Annotated in this window: 20 protein-coding genes; 3 read left to right on the top strand and 17 right to left on the bottom strand. The window is 73.3% G+C overall.

Features of this window, described 5'->3' with window-relative positions; all coding sequences use genetic code 11:
- Positions 1–5: 5 nt before the first annotated feature.
- Entirely contained in the window at positions 6–422 is a 417-nt protein-coding gene (locus tag ACT01A_RS07215; protein WP_445151567.1) for a cytochrome c maturation protein CcmE, read from the bottom strand.
- Between the two features lie 123 nt (positions 423–545).
- Here ACT01A_RS07215 and ACT01A_RS07220 point away from each other — a divergent pair, with 123 nt between their 5' ends.
- Positions 546–806 (top strand): hypothetical protein, encoded by a 261-nt coding sequence (locus tag ACT01A_RS07220; protein WP_445151568.1) that lies wholly within the window; start codon positions 546–548, stop codon positions 804–806.
- Between the two features lie 13 nt (positions 807–819).
- On the opposite strand, the gene def is transcribed toward ACT01A_RS07220, so the two are convergent.
- A complete protein-coding gene (gene def, locus ACT01A_RS07225; protein ID WP_445151569.1) occupies positions 820–1,383 on the bottom strand; it encodes a peptide deformylase in 564 nt (187 codons plus the stop codon).
- Positions 1,384–1,419: 36 nt separating this feature from the next.
- A complete protein-coding gene (locus tag ACT01A_RS07230; protein WP_445151570.1) occupies positions 1,420–2,676 on the bottom strand; it encodes a hypothetical protein in 1,257 nt (418 codons plus the stop codon).
- Between the two features lie 75 nt (positions 2,677–2,751).
- Here ACT01A_RS07230 and ACT01A_RS07235 point away from each other — a divergent pair, with 75 nt between their 5' ends.
- Positions 2,752–4,590, top strand: a complete 1,839-nt coding sequence (locus ACT01A_RS07235; protein WP_445151571.1) for a CocE/NonD family hydrolase — start codon at positions 2,752–2,754, stop codon at positions 4,588–4,590.
- Positions 4,591–4,647: 57 nt separating this feature from the next.
- On the top strand, positions 4,648–7,575 hold the full coding sequence (locus ACT01A_RS07240; protein ID WP_445151572.1) for a DUF7379 domain-containing protein: 2,928 nt from the start codon (positions 4,648–4,650) through the stop codon (positions 7,573–7,575).
- Between the two features lie 60 nt (positions 7,576–7,635).
- Here the strand turns inward: ACT01A_RS07240 and ACT01A_RS07245 are convergent, their stop codons facing one another.
- The 14 genes from ACT01A_RS07245 to ACT01A_RS07310 are packed head-to-tail and all read right to left on the bottom strand — an operon-like array spanning position 7,636 to position 17,923.
- Positions 7,636–8,658, bottom strand: coding sequence for an aminotransferase class I/II-fold pyridoxal phosphate-dependent enzyme (locus tag ACT01A_RS07245; protein WP_445151573.1), 1,023 nt, complete (start codon positions 8,656–8,658; stop codon positions 7,636–7,638).
- Positions 8,655–9,188 (bottom strand): bifunctional adenosylcobinamide kinase/adenosylcobinamide-phosphate guanylyltransferase, encoded by a 534-nt coding sequence (locus ACT01A_RS07250; protein WP_445151574.1) that lies wholly within the window; start codon positions 9,186–9,188, stop codon positions 8,655–8,657. Before ACT01A_RS07250 ends, ACT01A_RS07245 begins: the two co-directional genes overlap by 4 nt.
- A complete protein-coding gene (cbiB, locus tag ACT01A_RS07255; protein WP_445151575.1) occupies positions 9,179–10,090 on the bottom strand; it encodes an adenosylcobinamide-phosphate synthase CbiB in 912 nt (303 codons plus the stop codon). The genes ACT01A_RS07250 and cbiB overlap by 10 nt, the downstream gene beginning before the upstream one ends.
- A gap of 1 nt (position 10,091) precedes the next feature.
- Complete coding sequence (locus ACT01A_RS07260; protein WP_445151576.1) at positions 10,092–10,730, bottom strand: adenosylcobinamide amidohydrolase; 639 nt, start codon at positions 10,728–10,730, stop codon at positions 10,092–10,094.
- Positions 10,727–11,272 carry a precorrin-8X methylmutase gene (locus ACT01A_RS07265; RefSeq protein ID WP_445152804.1) on the bottom strand — a complete coding sequence of 182 codons (546 nt, stop codon included), beginning with the start codon at positions 11,270–11,272 and terminating at the stop codon, positions 10,727–10,729. The genes ACT01A_RS07260 and ACT01A_RS07265 overlap by 4 nt, the downstream gene beginning before the upstream one ends.
- A gap of 23 nt (positions 11,273–11,295) precedes the next feature.
- Positions 11,296–11,514, bottom strand: a complete 219-nt coding sequence (locus ACT01A_RS07270) for an ATP-binding protein (protein ID WP_445151577.1) — start codon at positions 11,512–11,514, stop codon at positions 11,296–11,298.
- Positions 11,511–11,870 (bottom strand): cobalamin biosynthesis protein, encoded by a 360-nt coding sequence (locus ACT01A_RS07275; protein WP_445151578.1) that lies wholly within the window; start codon positions 11,868–11,870, stop codon positions 11,511–11,513. Before ACT01A_RS07275 ends, ACT01A_RS07270 begins: the two co-directional genes overlap by 4 nt.
- A complete protein-coding gene (gene cbiE, locus ACT01A_RS07280) occupies positions 11,867–13,048 on the bottom strand; it encodes a precorrin-6y C5,15-methyltransferase (decarboxylating) subunit CbiE (RefSeq protein WP_445151579.1) in 1,182 nt (393 codons plus the stop codon). The genes ACT01A_RS07275 and cbiE overlap by 4 nt, the downstream gene beginning before the upstream one ends.
- The gene (locus ACT01A_RS07285; protein ID WP_445151580.1) at positions 13,045–14,208 is read right to left on the bottom strand and encodes a cobalt-precorrin-5B (C(1))-methyltransferase; all 1,164 of its coding nucleotides are present in this window, start codon (positions 14,206–14,208) and stop codon (positions 13,045–13,047) included. Before ACT01A_RS07285 ends, cbiE begins: the two co-directional genes overlap by 4 nt.
- Complete coding sequence (gene cobM / locus ACT01A_RS07290) at positions 14,201–15,013, bottom strand: precorrin-4 C(11)-methyltransferase (protein ID WP_445151581.1); 813 nt, start codon at positions 15,011–15,013, stop codon at positions 14,201–14,203. The genes ACT01A_RS07285 and cobM overlap by 8 nt, the downstream gene beginning before the upstream one ends.
- Positions 15,010–15,639 carry an energy-coupling factor ABC transporter permease gene (locus tag ACT01A_RS07295; RefSeq protein WP_445151582.1) on the bottom strand — a complete coding sequence of 210 codons (630 nt, stop codon included), beginning with the start codon at positions 15,637–15,639 and terminating at the stop codon, positions 15,010–15,012. The genes cobM and ACT01A_RS07295 overlap by 4 nt, the downstream gene beginning before the upstream one ends.
- A complete protein-coding gene (gene cobA, locus ACT01A_RS07300) occupies positions 15,626–16,369 on the bottom strand; it encodes a uroporphyrinogen-III C-methyltransferase (RefSeq protein ID WP_445151583.1) in 744 nt (247 codons plus the stop codon). Before cobA ends, ACT01A_RS07295 begins: the two co-directional genes overlap by 14 nt.
- Positions 16,366–17,118 carry an SAM-dependent methyltransferase gene (locus ACT01A_RS07305; RefSeq protein ID WP_445151584.1) on the bottom strand — a complete coding sequence of 251 codons (753 nt, stop codon included), beginning with the start codon at positions 17,116–17,118 and terminating at the stop codon, positions 16,366–16,368. The genes cobA and ACT01A_RS07305 overlap by 4 nt, the downstream gene beginning before the upstream one ends.
- A gap of 1 nt (position 17,119) precedes the next feature.
- Complete coding sequence (locus ACT01A_RS07310; RefSeq protein ID WP_445152805.1) at positions 17,120–17,923, bottom strand: energy-coupling factor ABC transporter ATP-binding protein; 804 nt, start codon at positions 17,921–17,923, stop codon at positions 17,120–17,122.
- Positions 17,924–18,071 lie beyond the last annotated feature (148 nt).

The raw sequence follows: 18,071 nt of genomic DNA on the forward strand, positions 1-18,071 counted from the left end.
CAGGCCTAGGTGCTCTGGGTCTTGGACTGCTGCTCTTGGAACTTCGACGGGCACTTCGTGATCAGCGAGTCCTTCTCGCCCACGAACTGGCCGTCGCCGCCGGGCTTGACCGTCACGATGACCTCGCGACCGGCGCGGAACGTGTCGGCGACCGAGCCGGTGTAGGTGATCGGGACCGACGCGGTGCCGTCGCGGTCGCGGATCCGGAACTTGTAGGTCGTCCCGGACTTCTCGATCGAGCCGTCGACGACCTTGCCGGTGAGCTGGTAGCTCTTGCCGGCATCGGCGCTCGCGAGCAGCTGGCTCGGCGAGCGCGCTTCTGACGAGGCGCTGAAGCTGGTGTAGACGAGCGCGACCGCGAGGATCACGGCCGCGCTGAGCGCCACGACGAGTCGAGCGCGGCGCTTGCGTGCGGGGTCCATCGCGTCGCAGTATCGCACCCTCGCAGGTAGAACGACGCGCCAAGGACGCCCCAAAGCTGGGTAGAGCGGGTGTCCAACGGCGTTCAAGCCGTGTTTAAGTGACGACGATCACCCGGGCATCCCATGCGCGTCCGACCTCTGACCGTCAACCGGCCCCGCTCCGACCGCCGCCCGTTCGCGATCGTGGAGCGGCCTGCGACCGTGCCGGCCCCGGCGCCCGCCTCGGCCGCTGAGGCTGCCGACCACCCCGCCGAGCGCCGCCACCGCGCGTGCGTCTCGCCGCAGGACTCCGCGCTCTACACGTGCGGGTGCGGCGTCGCGTTCCAGGCCGCCGTCAGCACCTCGGTCGCCTGCCCGAGCTGCGGCGCCGACCAGGCTTGGTAGTGCCGGCGGCGCGCTAACGCGCCAGCTCGCGCAGCTGGCGCAACGCCGCCTGGCGCGACGGCTTGTCGGTGCGGTCGAGCATCAGGACCCCGTCAAGGTGGTCGAGCTCGTGCTGGAGCACCGTCGCGTTCGGGCCTTCGGCGACGACCGTCACCGGATGGCCGTCGAGGTCGACGCCACGGACCTCGACCAGCGCCGGCCGCTCAACCGGCACGTGGATGCCGTCGATCGACAGGCAGCCCTCCTCGAGCGTCTGCGTCTCCTCGCCGGACCGCACGACCTCCGGGTTGGCGAGCACGCCGAGCGCCTCCTCGTCGGCGAAGCGGTAGACGAACAGCCGCTTGAGCACGCCGACCTGCGGCCCGGCCAACCCAACGCCGATGGCCTCATCCATCAGCACGCCCATCCGCCCAGCGAGATCGGCCAGCTCGCCGTCAAAGCGCGTCACCGGCGACGCGACGCTGCGCAGGACCGGATCGCCCCACTGCCGCAACTGCGAGACCGCGGCCCGCCGCCGCGCCAAGCGCTCCGGGCTGTAGCGCTCCGCGCCTTCGTCGACCTGATGATCCTCGGACATGCGGCCCGGACAGTAGCGAGCCCGTGCGGGCGGGCTCTAGCGGCGGGGCACGGTGAACGCCACGCTCTTGCCCGGCACGTAGCCGGCGCTGTTCTCGGGCGTGACCCGGACCTCGTACTTGCCCGGTCGCAGCGCGCGCGCCGGGAAGCGGAAGGCGCCGTTCGTGCTCGACCGCGAGTCGCCGACACGGCCGGCGCCGCGGCGGTAGAGCGTCACCCGGCCCTCGACGCCGGGCTGGTAGCGCCCGGAGACCGAGAAGCGGTGGTGCCGCGCGCGCTGGAGCTTGACGGTCACCACCGCGCCCACGCGCACGCGCGTGAGGTTGCGGATGGTGAGCGGCAGCGCACCGTCGGCCACGACCCCATACGCGCCCGGCCGCTCGACGCGGAGGTCGAACACGTAGGCGCCGCTCGCGTCGGTCGTCGCCGTCACCCCGTCCAGGGGCGCGATCGGCCCGGTGAACGGGAAGGCCTGCTCGGCCAGCGTCACAACCTGGTTGGGCTTGGGGATCGTGCCGGTGATCGTGACGTGGCTGCCGTACGGGACGGCCGCCGGCGTGATCCGCGGCTTGGGCGTGGTGAACAGCGCCGCCGAGCGGAACGTCCCGCCGTTGCGGCCGCTGCCCGCGACGCTCGTGGCCTCGGCGGCCCAGCCGTAGTTGGCGTTCGCCTCCAGCCCGGTCAGCGGGATCGCGACGTCGCCGTCGGCGACGGCGATCGGTCCGAACGGCGTCCCCCCTCCGCCGGGGATCGGGATCGTCACGCGCGTCAGGCCCACCAGACGTAAGCCCTTGCCGAACATGCCGCTGATCGTCGTCGCCTGGCCGTGCGTCGCGACGGTGAGGTGCAGCGTCGCCGACTTGTGGGTGACGTCCGTGATGCTGCTGGCGAGGATCTCGGGGGCCTGGAGCGTCTGGAGCTCCACCCCGCCGCCGGTGACGACCCAGTCGTCGTTCTCGGCGACCGCGACCACGTAGTACTTGGTGGCGGGCGTGAGCCTGGTCAGGGTGGCGTTGAGCGGGATCTCGCCCGGGCCGGCGCCGAGCGACACCGCAGGCGTCTTGAACGTGAGCTGGTCAGGCGACGTGCCGTAGACGAAGTACGCGGTCGTGGCGGTGTTGTTGGTGGTGACCTTGGCGTGGAGGTTCGCCGACGTCGCGGTGACATCGGTCGCCGCGAGCGTGACGACGTCCGGCGCGGGCGGGTCGTCGGCCTGCGCCACGGCGGGCAGGCCAAACGCGAAGACGGTGAGTGTCGCGAGGATCCCCAACACAGAGCAGCGCACAGCGAACATGCGCGCGACCATACATCACCGCGTTTTCTCAACGACTAACCGCAAGTTCAGGGGAACTTCCGCGTTCCCGGAACCATGGGTCGATCTTGGCGGAAGGCGGCCGCGCTGGCGGTCACGGCGATGGCGATGGTCCCGACCGGCGCGCAGGCGGCGGCGCCTGGCGGTGGCGACGGCGGCACGTGGACGCCGTACACGCGCGAGGCGCAGTACGCGACGGTGACCGAGACCGACGTGCCGATCACGGTGCGTGACGGCACCGTGCTGAAGGCCAACATCACGCGGCCTGACGCGCCCGGGCGCTTCCCGGTCCTGCTGACGCAGACGCCATACGGCAAGGACACCGCAGGCGCGGCGCTCAACGGCGGCGGCAGCGATCCGCTCGTCGAGCGCGGGTACGTGCAGATCACCGTCGACATCCGCGGCACCGGGCACTCGGCCGGGTCGTGGGACTCGTTCGGGCCCAACGAGCAACGCGATGGCTATGACGTGGTCGAGTGGGCGGCCCAGCAGAGCTGGAGCGACGGCAAGGTGGGGTTGAACGGACCGTCGTACATGGGGTTGACCCAGCTCTACACCGCTGCTCAGCGCCCGCCGCACCTGAAGGCGATCTTCCCGGTCGTCCCGCTGGCCGACGGCTACCGCGACATCGTGTTCTCGGGCGGCGACATCAACCTGTCGTTCATCCCTTTGTGGTTGGGGTTGGTCACCGGCGGCGGGTTGGTCACCGACCCCATCACCCTGCTCCAGCACGTCGGCGGCGCGCTGAACTTCACGGTCCCGACGCTCGCCGGAGCGCTCACCGGCAGCGGTTCGGTCGCCTATGACGGACCGTTCTGGAAGACGCGCTCGCCGATCGAGGTGATCGACGACATCAACGTGCCGACGTTCGTCGTCGGCGGCCTCCACGACATCTTCCAGCGCGGCGAGCCGCTGATCTACGAGCGCCTGAAGAGCCGCGTCCCCGCGCGGCTGCTGATCGGCCCGTGGACGCACGTCGGCGGCTCGAGCGGCCAAGGCCTGCCGGCCGACGGCGTGCCGTCGTTGACCGACCTGCAGCTGCGCTGGTTCGACCACTGGCTGAAGGGCATCGACACCAACATCGCCGCGATCCCCAAGGTCACCCAGTACACCTACGGCGACGAGCAGTACGAGACCCAAGCCGATTGGCCGAACCCCAAGCTCGACCCGCAGACCTGGTACCTGCGCGGCGGCCAGACGCTGACGCGCGAGGCGCCCGGCACCAGCGAGCCCGCGCAGTCGTTCGTCCAGCACCCGGTCAGCGGGTTGTGCACCATGAGCACCGGCCAATGGACGGCGGGCCTGGCCGAGCCGCTGCCGTGCTTTACCGACGACCGGCCGAACACGCTCTCGGGCGGCGCCTCGTACCTGACCGCGCCGCTGGCGCAGGACCTCCGCGTCTCCGGCCCGATGGCCGCGCGGCTCTGGGTCACGACGACGGCGTCCGACGCCGCCGTGACCGTCCGGGTCGACGACGTCGCGCCCGACGGCACCTCGACGGGCATGACGACCGGCTGGCAGACGGCGTCGTTCCGGGCGGTGGACAGCAAGCGCACGCGCGTCGTCAAGGGCCACGTGCTCCAGCCGTGGCACCCGTTCACGGCAGCTTCGGTGCTGCCGGTCAAGCGCGGCGAGCCGACCGCGTTGGACGTCGAGATCTTCCCGACCAACTGGGTCCTGAAGGCCGGGCACCGGTTGAAGGTCGTGGTCGACCCGGCGGACTTTCCCCACCAGCTCCCGCCGCTCCCCGCGCTGCTGGCGCGGCTCGGCGGCCAGGTGAGCGTGCTGACCGAGCCCGGGCACGCGTCGGCGATCGAGCTGCCTACGATCGGGACGAGCTGCGTCCGAACGGGCTGCGCGTCGCTGCCGGTGCCGGACCTCACGCGCGCCGATTAGCCAACAACTAGGCACCCCCCTGATGTACCCCAGGCCCTCCTTCGGGAGGGTCTGGGCATGCTCCCCCGTCGTCTCCTCCCCCTCTTGGCGTGCGCCGCCCTTGCCCTCGCGTTCTGCGCCGCGTCCGCCACCGCCACCTCGTGGCCGGTCAACCCCGTCGTCGTCGGTGGCAAGGTCACCTACTCCGGCGGCGTCTCGGGCACGCTGAAGTCCAACAACCCCGAGACCAACGAGTTCTACAACGAGACCGCCGGCCTGGACTTCTCGATGACGTCCTACGCGGGCGACCTCTACGGCGGCCTGTCGGTCGTCGACGACGGCGGCGCGTCGATGGAGGTCAAGGACTACACGTCGAACCCCGGTAGCGGCACGGTCAGCGCCAGCTTCCGCCATTGGGACTCCACCAAGGGCTACTACTGGGAGTCCTTGTCGTGCAAGAACGGCGGCAAGGCGATCACCGCGCCGGCGCCCGCGCGCGGCCTGAACGGCAAGTTCGGCCCGGGCGGCGGCGTCGGCTGGGTCGACTTCACGACCGGCAGCACCTGCTCCAACTCTAAGAACAACGACAAGACCGGCAACGCGATCGGCTCTACGCTGGTCGGCGTCGTCGGCGACGTGTCGATCCCGGTCAGCGGCAACCCGCCCGCCGCCGCGAGCAAGACCTTCGACGTGCCGCTGAACTCCGGCGACGCGGTGTGCCCGCCCAACGGCCTGCCGAACTGCCGCTACAGCTACAGCGGCGAGGGCCACGCGAAGGTCGAGTGCGCGGTCTGCCTGACCAACGTCGAGCTGGAGCAGGTCCATGTGCGCACCGGCGAGCTGGTCGACGTGCCCTCGACGGGGACGATCGACGGCAACCGCGTGTTCGTCACCGCGACGTTCCATAACTCCTCGCCGTACACGATCAAGTCCATCGTCAAGTGGCGCGAGCGCGTCGGCAAGCGCGAGCTGATCGACGCCGGCTTCTCCAACGAGGATCCGTTCACGACGTTCCCGGCGGGCCAGACCAAGAAGGTCACGTTCGAGTGGGACACGTCGGGCTTCGCGTGGGAGAAGGGCAAGCCGATGATCGACCGCGAGCTCGAGATCCGCAACGGCTGGGGCGGCGGTTTCGTCAAGCTGAAGGTCCGGCCCAAGCCGATCATCGCGGTCCACGGCTGGAACGCCGACCAGGCGGGCTGGGACATCGCCAAGCAGGTCATCCCGTCGGCGATCGCCCCCGACTTCGCCGACCGCGTCTACGCCGTTGGCGACAACAAGGGCAAGGGCAGCATGGACACGCACCCGGCGGTCGGGAAGTCGATCGCCTACAACGCCGGCCAGGAGGCCGAGTACATCCAGTCGGTCCGCGAGACCGAGAACGCCCAGCACGTCGACGTCGTCGCCCACTCGATGGGCGGCCTGATCTCGCGGTACTACATCCAGAAGCTGATGCCGGAGCCGTTCTCCGACTACCGGCCGATGGTCTCGCACCTGGTGATGCTGGGCACGCCGAACATGGGCTCGCCGTGCGCGGACCTGATCGGGAAGGCCTTGTGGGGCATCCCGACCGATCAGCTCAAGCCGAGCTTCGTCGAGGGCGTCTTCAACAAGGAGATCACGCAGCGGCGGATGGTCCCGTTCTCGATCATGGCCGGCGACTGGGAGGAGCGCACGTGCAGCTCGCCCGAGCACGGCGACATGGTCGTCGCGCTGAGCAGCGCGTGGTGGACGATCGAGGACGTCGCCAAGACCTACGCCCAGCACTTGGAGCTGACCGACCTCGCGTCGATCTACTCGTCGTTCGTCAAGCCGCGGATCGGGCTGGATCCCGACCAGGCCGAGAACGTCTACCAGCAGGTGACGGGCGCCAAGCCGGCGTCGGCGGTGCCCGCTTCGGCGCGCCGCGCGGCGGCCACGCGTGAAGCCCCCGCGCCCGCCGCGATCGCGACGCCTGACCTCCAGGCCGGTGTGGCCAAGACCGTCACGATCCCGGCGGGCGGCACGGTCGACGTGGCGATCCCGGTCGGCACCGCCTCCGCGCTGGAGGTCGGCACGACCGCCGGCCCGGACGTGACGACGTCGCTGATCGCGCCGGGCGGCGCGGTGGTCGACACGGTCGTCGCGGGCTCGAAGGACGGGCGGACGCCGATGCGCTTCCACCGCGCCGAGTCCCCGGCTGCGGGCACCTGGACGCTGCGGCTCTCGCAGTCGGGCGGCAGCGCGAAGAGCGTGGCCGTGGTCGGCGCCTTCGAAGGCTCGCCGCTGGTGCTGAAGGCGACGCGCGACGGCGGCGTCGTGACGGCGACGCTCCGCGATGGCGGGGCGGGCGTCGCGGGCGCGACGGTGACGGCAGAGCTGCGCGCCGACGGCCAGACGACCCGGACGCTGACGTTGAAGGACGACGGCGCGGGGTCGTACTCGGCATCGGCGGGAGACCTGCCGGCCGGCGAGTGGTTCGGCTCCGTGCACGCGACGTCGAGCAAGGGCGAGCGGTTCGCGGACGTGCCGGTGGGCGGCGCGACGGGCGGCAACCCCGGCGACGGCGATCCCGCGCCGAGCGATGGCGGCTCGACCGGCGGCGATCCTTCGAACGGCGGCGGCTCGACGCCGGGAGGCGGCTCGAACGGCGGCGGCGGCTCGAACGGCGGCGGGACCCCTCCGCGCGGAGGCACCGCCGGCGGCGCGTCCGCGCCCGTCTCCCGCCCGGCGAGCGTCACGGTGTCGCTCAAGGCCACGCAGAACCGGATGCGCCGCGCGCCCTACCGCTTCACGCTGAGCGGCAAGTTGTCGCCGAAGTGCCCGGCGGGGACGAAGGTGCTGGTCGCGTTGACGACGGGCGGCAAGACGGTGGCCAAGGCGACGGTCAAGGTGAACGCCAAGTGCGCGTTCAGCACCAAGTTGAAGGTCGCCAAGCGGGCGAAGCTGCGCGCAACGGCCACGGTCGTCGGCTCGGACGCCGTCACCGCGGCGGTCTCGCGGCCGTTGAGCCTCCGAGCCGGGTAGGTTCCGGCGCCGCCGTCGCGGGTGGCGGGCAGGCCGGCGCGCGCCGCACCGCGCGCCGGCCTACCGGCCGTCTGCGACGGCGGTCCGCAGCGCGGCAACGAGCCGCGCGTCGTGCTCGCCGCCGCGCGGGGTCAGGCGCACGTGGTGCGCGCTGAGCCCCGGGAACGTCGAGGCCGGCCGGATCGCGATGCCGTGCGCGTCGCGCAGTCCTGCCGCGGTGGTGAGCGCGTCGGGCCCGTCCGGCGGCAACGCCACCAACAAGAAGTTCGCCGCGCCTGGGTACACGCGCGCGTCAGGGAGCTGCGCGGCGAGCATCGCGCCCAGCGCCGCCCGATCACGCGCCGCGCGCTCGGCGACCGGCACGAGGCGCTCCGGATGCAGCGCGGTGGCGCGCGCCACCGCGAGCGCGAGCCCGTTGACCGGCCACGCCGACCGCGCCGACCGCAGGCGCTCCGCCAGCGCGGCGTCGGCCATGAGGTAGCCGACGCGCAGCCCCGGCACCGCCAGGATCTTCGTGAGGCTGCGCAGGACGATCACGCCCGCACCGCCTTCCCCCGCCAGCGTCTCGGGTTCGCCGGGGATGAAGTCCATGAACGCCTCGTCGACCACGACCGTCCGCCCCTCCCTCACCAGCCCGCGGATCGCCCCGCGCGGGTGCAGGACGCCCGTCGGGTTGGTGGGGTTGCCGACGACGACCAAGTCGATGTCCTTGTCAACGGCCGCACGCTCCAACGTGTAGGGGTCGCGCAGCACGAGCTGCTCCACCCCACCGCCCAGCACGCGCTCTGGCTCGGTGAACTGCGGGTGGACGACCGCCGGCCGCCGCGGTGCGAGCACCTGCGCGACGAGCGCGAACCCGTGCGCCGCGCCGTTGAGCAGCACGACCTCCTCCGGCGCCCGGCCGTGACGGAACGCGATCGCCTCCGCCGCGGCGCGCTCGTCGGGGTAGGCGGTCAGCGCCTCGTCGTCCAACTCGCGTCGCAGCAGCGCGCGCAGCCAGTCCGGCGGCCCGCCGGTCGCGACGTTGACCGCGTGGTCGTAGCGCGCGCCGCGCGCCCAGACGTCGCCGTGGACGTCGGTCACGGCAGCTCCATCGCACGTCCGGCAACCACCAGCACAACGTGATCCGCCGCAGCGCTCAGCGCCTGTGCTGAATCGCCGAGCACGTCGAGCCACAGCCGGGTCGCGCCGCTCGGCGGCACCGGTCCCCAGCCGGCCTCCTCGGCGACGATCACGGTCAGCCCGTCGCGCGTTGCCGCTGCCTCCGCCAGCGCTCGCGCCTCCTCAGCCAACGCCGCCGCCGGCGCCTTCCCAGGATCCTCCAACGCCCCCGCGCGCCACAGCCGCTCGCTGACCCACGTGCCCAGCGAGTCGAGCAGCACCGTCGCCCCCGGCTCGGCCGCCCGCACCGCGCCAACCACATCAACATCCTCGACCGTCCGCCACCCCGCCGGCCGCGCCGCCCGATGCGCCACCACCCGCGCCGCCATCTCGTCGTCGGTGACCGTCAGCGGCGCGATCGCGACAACCGCCGCGCCCGCGTCCTGCGCCAAGGTCTCCGCGAACCGACTCTTGCCCGACCGCCGCGGGCCGAGGACGAGCGTCAGCGCCATGCCGCCCCCACGCCCACCGCGGCCGCTGCGAGGACCCGCGAGGTCATCGCGCTCAGCCGGATCGCGCGCCGCAGCGCCGCGGTGTCCGGCGGCGGACCGTCGCCAAGGCGCGGGCGCTCCTCGACGGTCCCGCCGTAGTCGTTGGCCCCGCCGAGCGTGACGCCCAGCGCGCCCGCGAACGCCGCCTCGACGCGGCCTGCGTTGGGGCTCGGATGGTGGGCGCCGTCACGGCGCCAAGCGCGGACCGCGCCCCGCGCGTCTTCGCCGCACAGCGCCGCCGCGACGACCGTGGCCGCCGCGCACGCCCGCGCCGCCGGCCAGCCGAGCACGTCGTCCAGCCGCGCCGCCGCCCACCCGAACTCCGCGTAGCGCGTGTTCTTGTAGCCGACCATCGCGTCAAGCGTGTTCGCCGCCCGATGCGCCACCACGCCCGGCGCGCCCGCGACCGCACCCCAGAACAGCGTCCCGGCCTCCGCATCCGCGGTGTTCTCGGCCAGCGACTCCAGCGCGGCCCGCGTCAGCTCAGCGCCGTCGAGCGCCTCCGTCCGCCGCGCGACCAGCGACCGCGCGAGCGCTCGTGCCGCCTCGATCTCGCCCGCGTCGACCAAGTCCGCCATCCGCTCCGCGGTCCGCCGCAACGACCGCCCACCGAGCGCCGCCCATCCGAACGCCGCGACGGCAACCGCGCCGCCACCGCCCAGCCGCCGCGCGCCGACCGCCGGCACCGCGACCAAGATGATGGTGTAGACCGCGCCAGCAGTTCGCGACGGCCGGTAGACCACTCGCTCGACCGCCGTCGCCGCCGTCCCGAAGCCCGCCACCGGATGCAACCGCGCCGGATCGCCGAGCAGCGCGTCGAGCGCCACCGCACCGGCCAGCCCGACGCCGCGCGCGAGCGACAACCTAGACGCCCTCCGCTGCGCGCCGGCGCGTGACGAAGTCCACCGCGCCTTCAAGCACCGCCGCGTGGACGCATCGCGCGATCGCCACCCCCGCGGAGGACATCGGGCCCGCGAAGGGCTCGGTGGCGCCGGGAAGGGCGGCGATGCAGACGCTGTCGGTCGCAGTGCCGGTGGCGAAGCCGTCGTGGTTCTCGGCCTGGATCCGCGCGTCGGCCAACGCCTGGGCCTTCGCCTCGGTCGCGGTCTGCACGGCGTAAACCAGCGCGGCGTCGGTCAACGGCACCTCGACCAGCACGAGCAGGTTGATGGTGTTGACCTTCGGGACCGAGCGCAGCAGGCGCCCCGCGGCGGCGAGCGGCACGCCGATGCCGACCGTCGCGACCGCTCGCCCCGCGCCGGGCTCCTCGCACGTCGTCGCACGCGACACGTCGGCGGCGGTCATCGCGCCGAGCGTCGTCGTCACGTCCAGGCCCCGCGCGCGCATCTCCTCGCGCAGGTGCTCCTCGGGGTCCATCCGCGCGTAGCCGTGCTCGACCTGGAGGTTCAGCCACGCGCGCGCGTCGCGCAGGCCGCCACCCACCACGCTGCTCGACAGGCAGCGTCGCGTGCCGCCGAAGTCGATGACGATGGCGTTGGTCATGCGTACAACAAGGCGTTGACCGCCGCGACCGCCACCGCGCTGCCGCCCCGCTCGCCGCGGTTGGCGACGCACGGCAGCCCGCTGGCCACCAACGCGTCCTTGGACTCCGCCGCGCCGACGAAGCCGACCGGGAGCCCGACGATCAGCGCCGGTGCCGCAGGCGACTCCATCAACAGCTGGAACAACGCCGTCGGCGCGTTGCCGACGACCCAGACCGCGCCCGCCGGCGCCTCGCGCGCGGCCAGCCGCATCGCTGCCGCGCTGCGCGTCGTCCCCGCCTCCTCGGCCAGCGCCGGCACGCGCGGATCCGCCAGCGGCACGATCACCTCGCGCGACGTGATCCCGGCCGCGACCATGCGCGCGTCCGCGTAGATCGGCGCGCCGTCGGCCAGCGCCGCGTGCCCCGCGCGCAGCGCCTCCTCGTCGAGCACCAGCGAATTCGCGAACGACAAGTCCGCCGACGCGTGACAGACCCGCTCGGCGACCGCGCGCGACAACGGCGCGAAACGCGTGAAGTCGTACCGCGACCGCAGGATCCCCATCGACTCGACTTCGATCGGGTGCGCTACACGACCACCGGCCACGGGGCCTCCTTCTCATCCATCTCTATGAACGCGTCCGCCGGGCAGATCTCCAGGCACTCGCCGCAGCCCGTGCACTTGTCCACCAACGTGAGCAGCGGCGGCCCGTCGAACCACGCGGGCGCCGGGCGCAGCGCGCGCTCCGGACACGTCTTGAGGCACGCGCCGCAGCCCTTGCAGTCGGTGGTCGCCGCGTAGATCATGACCTTGCCACCGCGCACGTCGCGTGCGTCGATCGACGCTTGTGCACCAACAACTCGGCGCCCGCGCCGCAGGCCAGCAGCGCCGCCGCTTCGGCGACGCTCGGCGTGCCGACGTGCGCCGCGACGACCGCCGACGGCGTCGGGACCGGCACACGCGCCAGCACGTCCGCGGCGAAGAAGGCTCGCCGTGGCGCCGGCAGCGCGAGCACCGCGGGCTCGCCGGCCTTCACGTCGGCCGAGGCAATCACATCGACATCCCCCCACGTCAGTCCCGCATCGTCCAGCGCCGCGGAGGCCAAGTCCTTCAACTCGCGCTCCGGGCAGCCGCGGCTGGCGCCGACGCCGACCGCGATCATGCCCGCCGCCCCACGGCCACGACCACCGGGTTGATCGCCGCCAGGCGATGCCCACCGGCCAGCGGCGCCAGCCGGGACGCCTGCACGAGCGTCGCCTCGGCCTCCATCCCGGCGGCGCGCAGCCGCTCCAAGACCGGGCCGACGCGCTCGATCAGCGCCAGCGTGACGACGACCGCGCGGGCGGTCTCACGTGCCGCTGCCGCGTCGACGATCGTCTCCAGGTCCTCGCCCCCGCCTCCGACGAAGACCGCGTCGGGATCGGGCAGCCCGCAGAGCTCGCGCGGCGCGCGGCCCTCCACGACCCGCACCGGCACGCCGAACGCCTCGGCGTTCCCGCGCGTGCGCGCGATCGCGTCCGGGTCGTCGTCGATCGCCACCACCGCCGCCCCCAACCGCGCGCACTCGATCGCCACCGATCCGCTGCCGCACCCGACGTCCCAGATCAGCTGGCCCGTCCGCGGGCCGAGCTGTGAGAGCGCGACGGCCCGGATCTCGCGCTTGGTGATCATCCCGGCGCGGTGGTCGAAGTCCTCCTCGGGCAGCGCCCAGGCGGGACCGAGCAGCTCGGTCGACGTGCCCGGCCCGAGCGACACCACCACGTTGGGTTGCTCGAAGGCCATCGCGGCGATCTCCTCGGGCGTGCCGGCGACCACCCGCTCTTGGGGATCGCCCAGGCGTTCAGCGACGGCGAGGGTCCGCGCTTCGCCCCACCCGCGCATCCGCTCCGCGAACCACACGGGCGTCGCCTCGCCATCCGTGAGGATCGCGACCTTCGGATGGCGCAGCGCCGCGGCCAGCGCCGGACGCGGGTCGCGTGCGTGGGCGCTGACGAGCAGCGCGTCGTCCCACGGCAGGCCGAGCCGCGCGAAGGCGACCGCCGCGCTGGCCGGCGCCGGGTGCACTGCCAGGCGCTCCGGCGGCAGCGAACGCCGCAGCGCCCGCACGATCCCGAAGAACCCCGGGTCGCCCGACGCCAGCACCGCAACCGGCCCTTCAAAGGACGACACCTCGCTCAGCGCGGCGTCGACCCCGGCGCCGAGCGTCAACGTCGAGACCCCCGCAGGCGCAAGCGCACGCAGCTGCCGCGCCCCGCCGACGACCAGCTCCGCGCGTTCGAGCAGCGGCTCGGTCCCGGGCGGGACGCGGTCGCCGTGGACGCCGAGGACCGCGACCGTCACGCGCCGTTCAACCCCATCACATCAAGTCGCTCGCGCGCGTCCGGCGAGGCCCCCGCCAACCGCGCGCCCTCGAAGTCGACGATCGCGCAGTCCACCACCAACGCGCCCTTGACGTGCGCGGCGAGGTTCTCGGCGACCTTCGCGCACAAGAGATCGGAGGCGGCGACCAGGCCCGCGCCCTCCCACAGCTCCCACGCGTGGCGGCCGGTGTTGGACTCCGCGACGGCCGCTGCCAGCGCCTCGTCGCCGCCGGCCTCGCGCGTGACGTCGGCCAAGAACAAGGGGTCGACCTTCGAGCGCGTCCAGTGGGTCATCATGATCCCGGCCGCGAGCTTGGCGAGCTTGCCCGCCATGCCGACGAACACGCAGCGCTCGAACTCCAGCTTGGCGGCGCGCTTGAGCGCGTAGCCGGTGAAGTCGCCGACCTCGACGAAGCAGACCTCGTGCAGCTCGGGCAGCAGCTTGCGCGCCGCCTTCTCGGTCCGTCCGCCGGTGGTCAACACCACCGTCTTGGCGCCCTGGGCGTCCATGACGTCGATCGCCTGGCCGACCGACGCGCGCCAGGCGGCGGTCGAGAACGGCCGGACGATCCCGGTCGTTCCGAGGATCGAGATCCCGCCGAGGATGCCCAGGCGCGGGTTCGACGTCCGGCGCCCCATCTTCTCGCCGCCCGGGACGGAGATCTCAACGTCCACGCCAACGGCATCGAGATCCAGCACTTCGCCGACCGCCGCCGTGATCTGCGCGCGCGGACCCTTGTTGATGGCCGGGCCTCCGACCTCCAGGCCCAGGCCGGGGCGCGTGACCGTCCCGACGCCCTCGCCGCCACGCAGCACGATCCCCGGCGTCTCGGTCAGCGTCACGCGCGCGGTGAGGTGGGCGCCGTGCGTGACGTCGGGATCGTCGCCGGCGTCCTTGATGACGACGGCAACCGCCCCATCACCATCGCGCTCGCAGCGCTCGACGGGAAACGACGGTCGCCGCTCGCCCTTGGGCAGCGGCACGATGACCTCGCTCGGCGGATCGCCGTCACGCAGCAGCAGCGCCGCGGCCTTCGCGGCGGCGGCCGAGCAGGTGCCGGTCGTCCACCCGTAGCGGAGCTTGCCGGTCGCGACGCGGCGCGCGGAGGCGGGGAGGTTGGGCTCCCGGAGATCAGCCATCCGTGACCCTCGTCTTCTTGTAGCGGTCGGGCCGGCCGAGCGGGCGGTAGCGGTGGCCGTAGCCGGGGTCGTAGACGTGTGAGCGCCCGGCACACGAGGTGTCGCCCAGCGCCGGCCCGACCAACACCAATGCCTGCGTCGTGATCTTGTTCGTCTTGATCGACGCCGCGAGGTCGCTCAGCGCACAGCGCACGACCAGCTCGTCCGGCCAGGACGCCCGGTAGACGACCGCGCACGGCGTCTCGGGCGCATAGCCGCCTTCGAGGAGGTCGGCCTGCAGCTCGCGCGGGCGACGGACGCTCAGGAACAGCACCAACGTGGTCCCGTGCCGTGCGAATTCAACGAGCTGCTCGTTCGGGGGCATCGACGTGCGCGTCGGGCGGCGCGTGTAGATCAGCGACTGCGAGACGTCGGGGATCGTCAGCTCCTGGCCGAGCGCCGCGGCGGCGGCGCTCACCGACGACACGCCCGGCACGATCTCGGTCTCCAGGCCCAGCGCGCGGCACGCCTGGAGTTGTTCGTGAAGCGCGCCGTAGACGGTGGGGTCGCCGCTGTGGACCCGTGCCACGTGCAGCCCCTCCCGCGCCGCGCGCGCGTAGATCTCCACGACCTGCTCGTGGGTCCGGTCGTCGGACGGGACGAGCTCGGCACCGTCCTTCGTGTGCTCGAGGATCGCCGGGTCGACCAGCGACCGCGCCCAGACGACGACGTCCGCGCGCTCGAGCACCGCGACCGCGCGCAGCGTCAGAAGGTCCGGCGCGCCCGGTCCCGCGCCGACGAAGGACACCAACCCGCCGCCGCTCATGCCGTCACCACCCGCACGAGGTCTGGCCGCACGGACTTCAGCGCGCGCACGATCAGCGCGGTCAGCGCACCCTCGACGACCGCGATCACCGCGTAGGCGCCGAGCGTCGACCAGGCGATCTTCGACAGGTCGATCGGGACGTCGGCGCCGAGCGCGAACTCGCCGACGAACGTCAAGGCCGACAACTCGACCGCGATCGCCGCGCCGACGCCGCAGGCGAGCGGCAGGGCAAGGACTTTGCGAAGCACCAAGATGATGGGGTAGCCGACGAACGCCGGGACGAGCGCGAGCGTCACGATCGTCAGACCGAGCGTCGAGATCCCGCCGTCGCCGAGCGCGAGCGCCTGGATCACCGCGACGACCGCGATCGTGATCGCGCCCAGCCACGGGCCGAGCAAGCACACCGCGAGCGCACCGCCAAGGAGGTGTCCTTGCGTCCCGACCGTGATCGGGAACATCGGCGCGTCGCCGACGAGGAAGAACGCCGCCGCCAGGCCGGCGATCGGCAGGTCCCGCTCACGCTCGGACCGCTTGACCTGCCGCAGGCAGACAGCGAGGCCGATGCCGGCCGCGACCGCGCCGACCGCGCACGCCTCGCCGGAGAGAAAGCCGTCAGGGATGTGCACGGACGACCTCCTCGCGCGCGGCGGCGGCGGTCAGGTCGAGCGCGGCCACGTCGCCGACCACGAACGTGACCGGCGGCGGAAGCGGACGGGGAAGGTCGCCGAGCGTGCCCCGCTCCACGATCTGCTGCGGCCGAGATGCGGCGGAGATCGCGGCGATCGGCGTCTGCGGCGAGAGGCCGCCGGCGATCAGCTTCGCAGCGATGCGGCGGATCCGGCCGCGGCCGATCAAGATCACCAACGTGCCTCCGAGCTGGGCGAGGATCTCCCAGTTCGGCGGGTGGCCGTGCTCGGGGTCGTCGTTGCCGTCGACGATCGTCGCGGTCACCGAGAGCTGGCGGAGCATCAGCGGGATGCCGGCGGCGGCGGGCGCGCCGAGGGCGCTGGAGACGCCGGGCACGACGGCGACCGAGACGCCCGCCGCACGCAGCGCCGCCGCCTCCTCCCCACCGCGCGAGGCGACGAACGGGTCGCCGCTCTTCAACCGCACCACGTTGCTTCCGGTCTGGCCCAACTCGACGAGCAAGGCATTCACCTCGTCTTGCGACAGCGCGCGACGGCCCGGCATCAGGCCGACGCACCGTCGCTCCGCCTCTGGCCGCGCGAGCGCGACGACGGCGTCCGCCGACGGGCGGTCGTAGACCACCACGTCGGCGGCTTCCAACGCCGCGCGCGCCGCGCCCGTCAACAGCATGGGGTCGCCCGGCCCGGCGCCCACGAGCGTGACGGTCATGCGCGCACCGCCGCGTCGCCACGGAGGGCGACCAGCCACGGCCCGGCCTCGGCGGCGGTGTCGCCCGCGACCAAGACGACGGTGCGCATCGTCACGCGCTCCGGGTCGAGCGTGCCGAGCGTCGTGCGCTCGACCTGCTCGCCCGGCCGCGTGACGTCGTGCGCGAGGACGACCGGCCCGTCGTCCCCGCGCGCCTCGCGGAGGATCGCGATCGCGCGATCAAAGCCCTCGGTCCGCCGCGACGAGCGCGGGTTGTAGAGGGCCAGCGCGATCCCGCTCGGAGCCAGCGCCCGAAGGCGGTGCTCGATGCGGTCCCACGACATGTGGATGTCGCTCAGCGACACCACCGCGAAGTCATCGGTCAACGGCGCGCCCGCGACGGCCGCAGCGGCCTGGGCGGCGCTGACGCCGGGCAAGACGATGACCTTGGGTCGGTCGCCATCGTCCAGCTCGGCGGCGCGCGCCAGCGTGCGCGCGGCCATGCCGTGGACGCCCGCGTCGCCGCTGGACACCAGCGCCACCCGCGCGCCCTCGGCCGCGAGCACGAGCGCCTCGTCAGCGCGCCGCTCCTCCTCGCCCATCACGCCGCGGATCACGCGCTGCCCGTCGTTGACAAGGTCATCGACCTGGTCGACGTAGGCGCCGTAGCCGACCACGACCTCGGCGTCGCGGACGGCCCGCGTCGCCGCCAGCGTGCGGTGCTCCGCCCCGCCCGGGCCGAGGCCCACGATGTGCAACGTCCCGGTCATCTCAGGCGGCGAGCGGGTTGAAGCCGGCGGGCAGCTCGAGGCGGTGGGCGCGCATGAAGCCCTCGTCGGCGAGGATCTCGCGCGTCGGTCCGTCGGCGACCACTTGTCCTTGGTCGAGCACGACCGCGCGCGGACACAGCTCCAGCGCGTAGGGCAGGTCGTGGGTGACGAGCAGCACGGTCAGGCTGAGCGACACCAACACGTCGGCCAGCTCGCGGCGCGCGGCCGGATCGAGGTGCGACGAGGGCTCGTCCAACACGAGGACATCGGGTCGCATCGCCAGGACGCCGGCCAGCGCAGCGCGGCGGCGCTGGCCCGCGGAGAGCGCGTGCGGTGCGCGGTCGGCGAGGTCGGTCATCGCGACGCGCGCGAGCGCCTCGTCCACTCGGGCGGTCAACTCCTCGTCCTTCAACCCGAGGTTGGCCGGGCCGAACGCGACGTCAGCACGGACGGTCGGCAGGAAGAGCTGGTCGTCGGGGTCCTGGAAGACGAGGCCGACGCGGCGGCGGATGTCGCGGCGCGTCTTGGGGCCGAGCGTCGTTCCGTGGATGGCGACGTCGCCGCTCGCGCCCTCGAGCATCCCGTTGAGCTGGAGCGCAAGCGTGGTCTTGCCCGCGCCGTTGGGCCCGAGGATCGCGACGCGCTCGCCGGGGGCGACGCGCAGCGAGACGCTCTCCAGGACCGGCGTGCCGTCGGGGTAGGCGTAAGACAAGTCGCGCAGCTCGACGGCGGGCGTCGCGTCGGCCGCGCCGTCGGCGAGCGGCGGCGCCGGGTGCAACGCCCGCTCGCGCGGCGGCGGGGCCAGCACCGCGGGCGCCGCCTGGGGCGCGCGCGTCGCGCGGCGCCGGCCGCGACGGCCGCTCGCCGGCGCGTCGCCGTGCGGCGTCAGCGCGATCGGCATCCCGACCTTGTCCTCGTAGCCGGGCAACCGCACGCGGTAGGTGCAAAGGTCG

Source organism: Baekduia sp. Peel2402 (assembly GCF_052567285.1).

Bases quoted from the DNA above. Each gene is read 5' to 3' on its own strand.
- ACT01A_RS07230 (WP_445151570.1), bottom strand. From the start codon at position 2,676: ATGTTCGCTGTGCGCTGCTCTGTGTTGGGGATCCTCGCGACACTCACC.
- ACT01A_RS07235 (WP_445151571.1), top strand. From the start codon at position 2,752: ATGGGTCGATCTTGGCGGAAGGCGGCCGCGCTGGCGGTCACGGCGATG.
- ACT01A_RS07215 (WP_445151567.1), bottom strand. From the start codon at position 422: ATGGACCCCGCACGCAAGCGCCGCGCTCGACTCGTCGTGGCGCTCAGC.
- ACT01A_RS07240 (WP_445151572.1), top strand. From the start codon at position 4,648: ATGCTCCCCCGTCGTCTCCTCCCCCTCTTGGCGTGCGCCGCCCTTGCC.
- ACT01A_RS07250 (WP_445151574.1), bottom strand. From the start codon at position 9,188: ATGGCGCTGACGCTCGTCCTCGGCCCGCGGCGGTCGGGCAAGAGTCGG.
- def (WP_445151569.1), bottom strand. From the start codon at position 1,383: ATGTCCGAGGATCATCAGGTCGACGAAGGCGCGGAGCGCTACAGCCCG.
- ACT01A_RS07305 (WP_445151584.1), bottom strand. From the start codon at position 17,118: ATGACCGGGACGTTGCACATCGTGGGCCTCGGCCCGGGCGGGGCGGAG.
- cobM (WP_445151581.1), bottom strand. From the start codon at position 15,013: ATGAGCGGCGGCGGGTTGGTGTCCTTCGTCGGCGCGGGACCGGGCGCG.
- ACT01A_RS07220 (WP_445151568.1), top strand. From the start codon at position 546: ATGCGCGTCCGACCTCTGACCGTCAACCGGCCCCGCTCCGACCGCCGC.
- ACT01A_RS07260 (WP_445151576.1), bottom strand. From the start codon at position 10,730: ATGACCAACGCCATCGTCATCGACTTCGGCGGCACGCGACGCTGCCTG.
- cobA (WP_445151583.1), bottom strand. From the start codon at position 16,369: ATGACCGTCACGCTCGTGGGCGCCGGGCCGGGCGACCCCATGCTGTTG.
- ACT01A_RS07285 (WP_445151580.1), bottom strand. From the start codon at position 14,208: ATGGCTGATCTCCGGGAGCCCAACCTCCCCGCCTCCGCGCGCCGCGTC.
- ACT01A_RS07265 (WP_445152804.1), bottom strand. From the start codon at position 11,272: ATGGGGATCCTGCGGTCGCGGTACGACTTCACGCGTTTCGCGCCGTTG.
- ACT01A_RS07270 (WP_445151577.1), bottom strand. From the start codon at position 11,514: ATGATCTACGCGGCGACCACCGACTGCAAGGGCTGCGGCGCGTGCCTC.
- ACT01A_RS07275 (WP_445151578.1), bottom strand. From the start codon at position 11,870: ATGATCGCGGTCGGCGTCGGCGCCAGCCGCGGCTGCCCGGAGCGCGAG.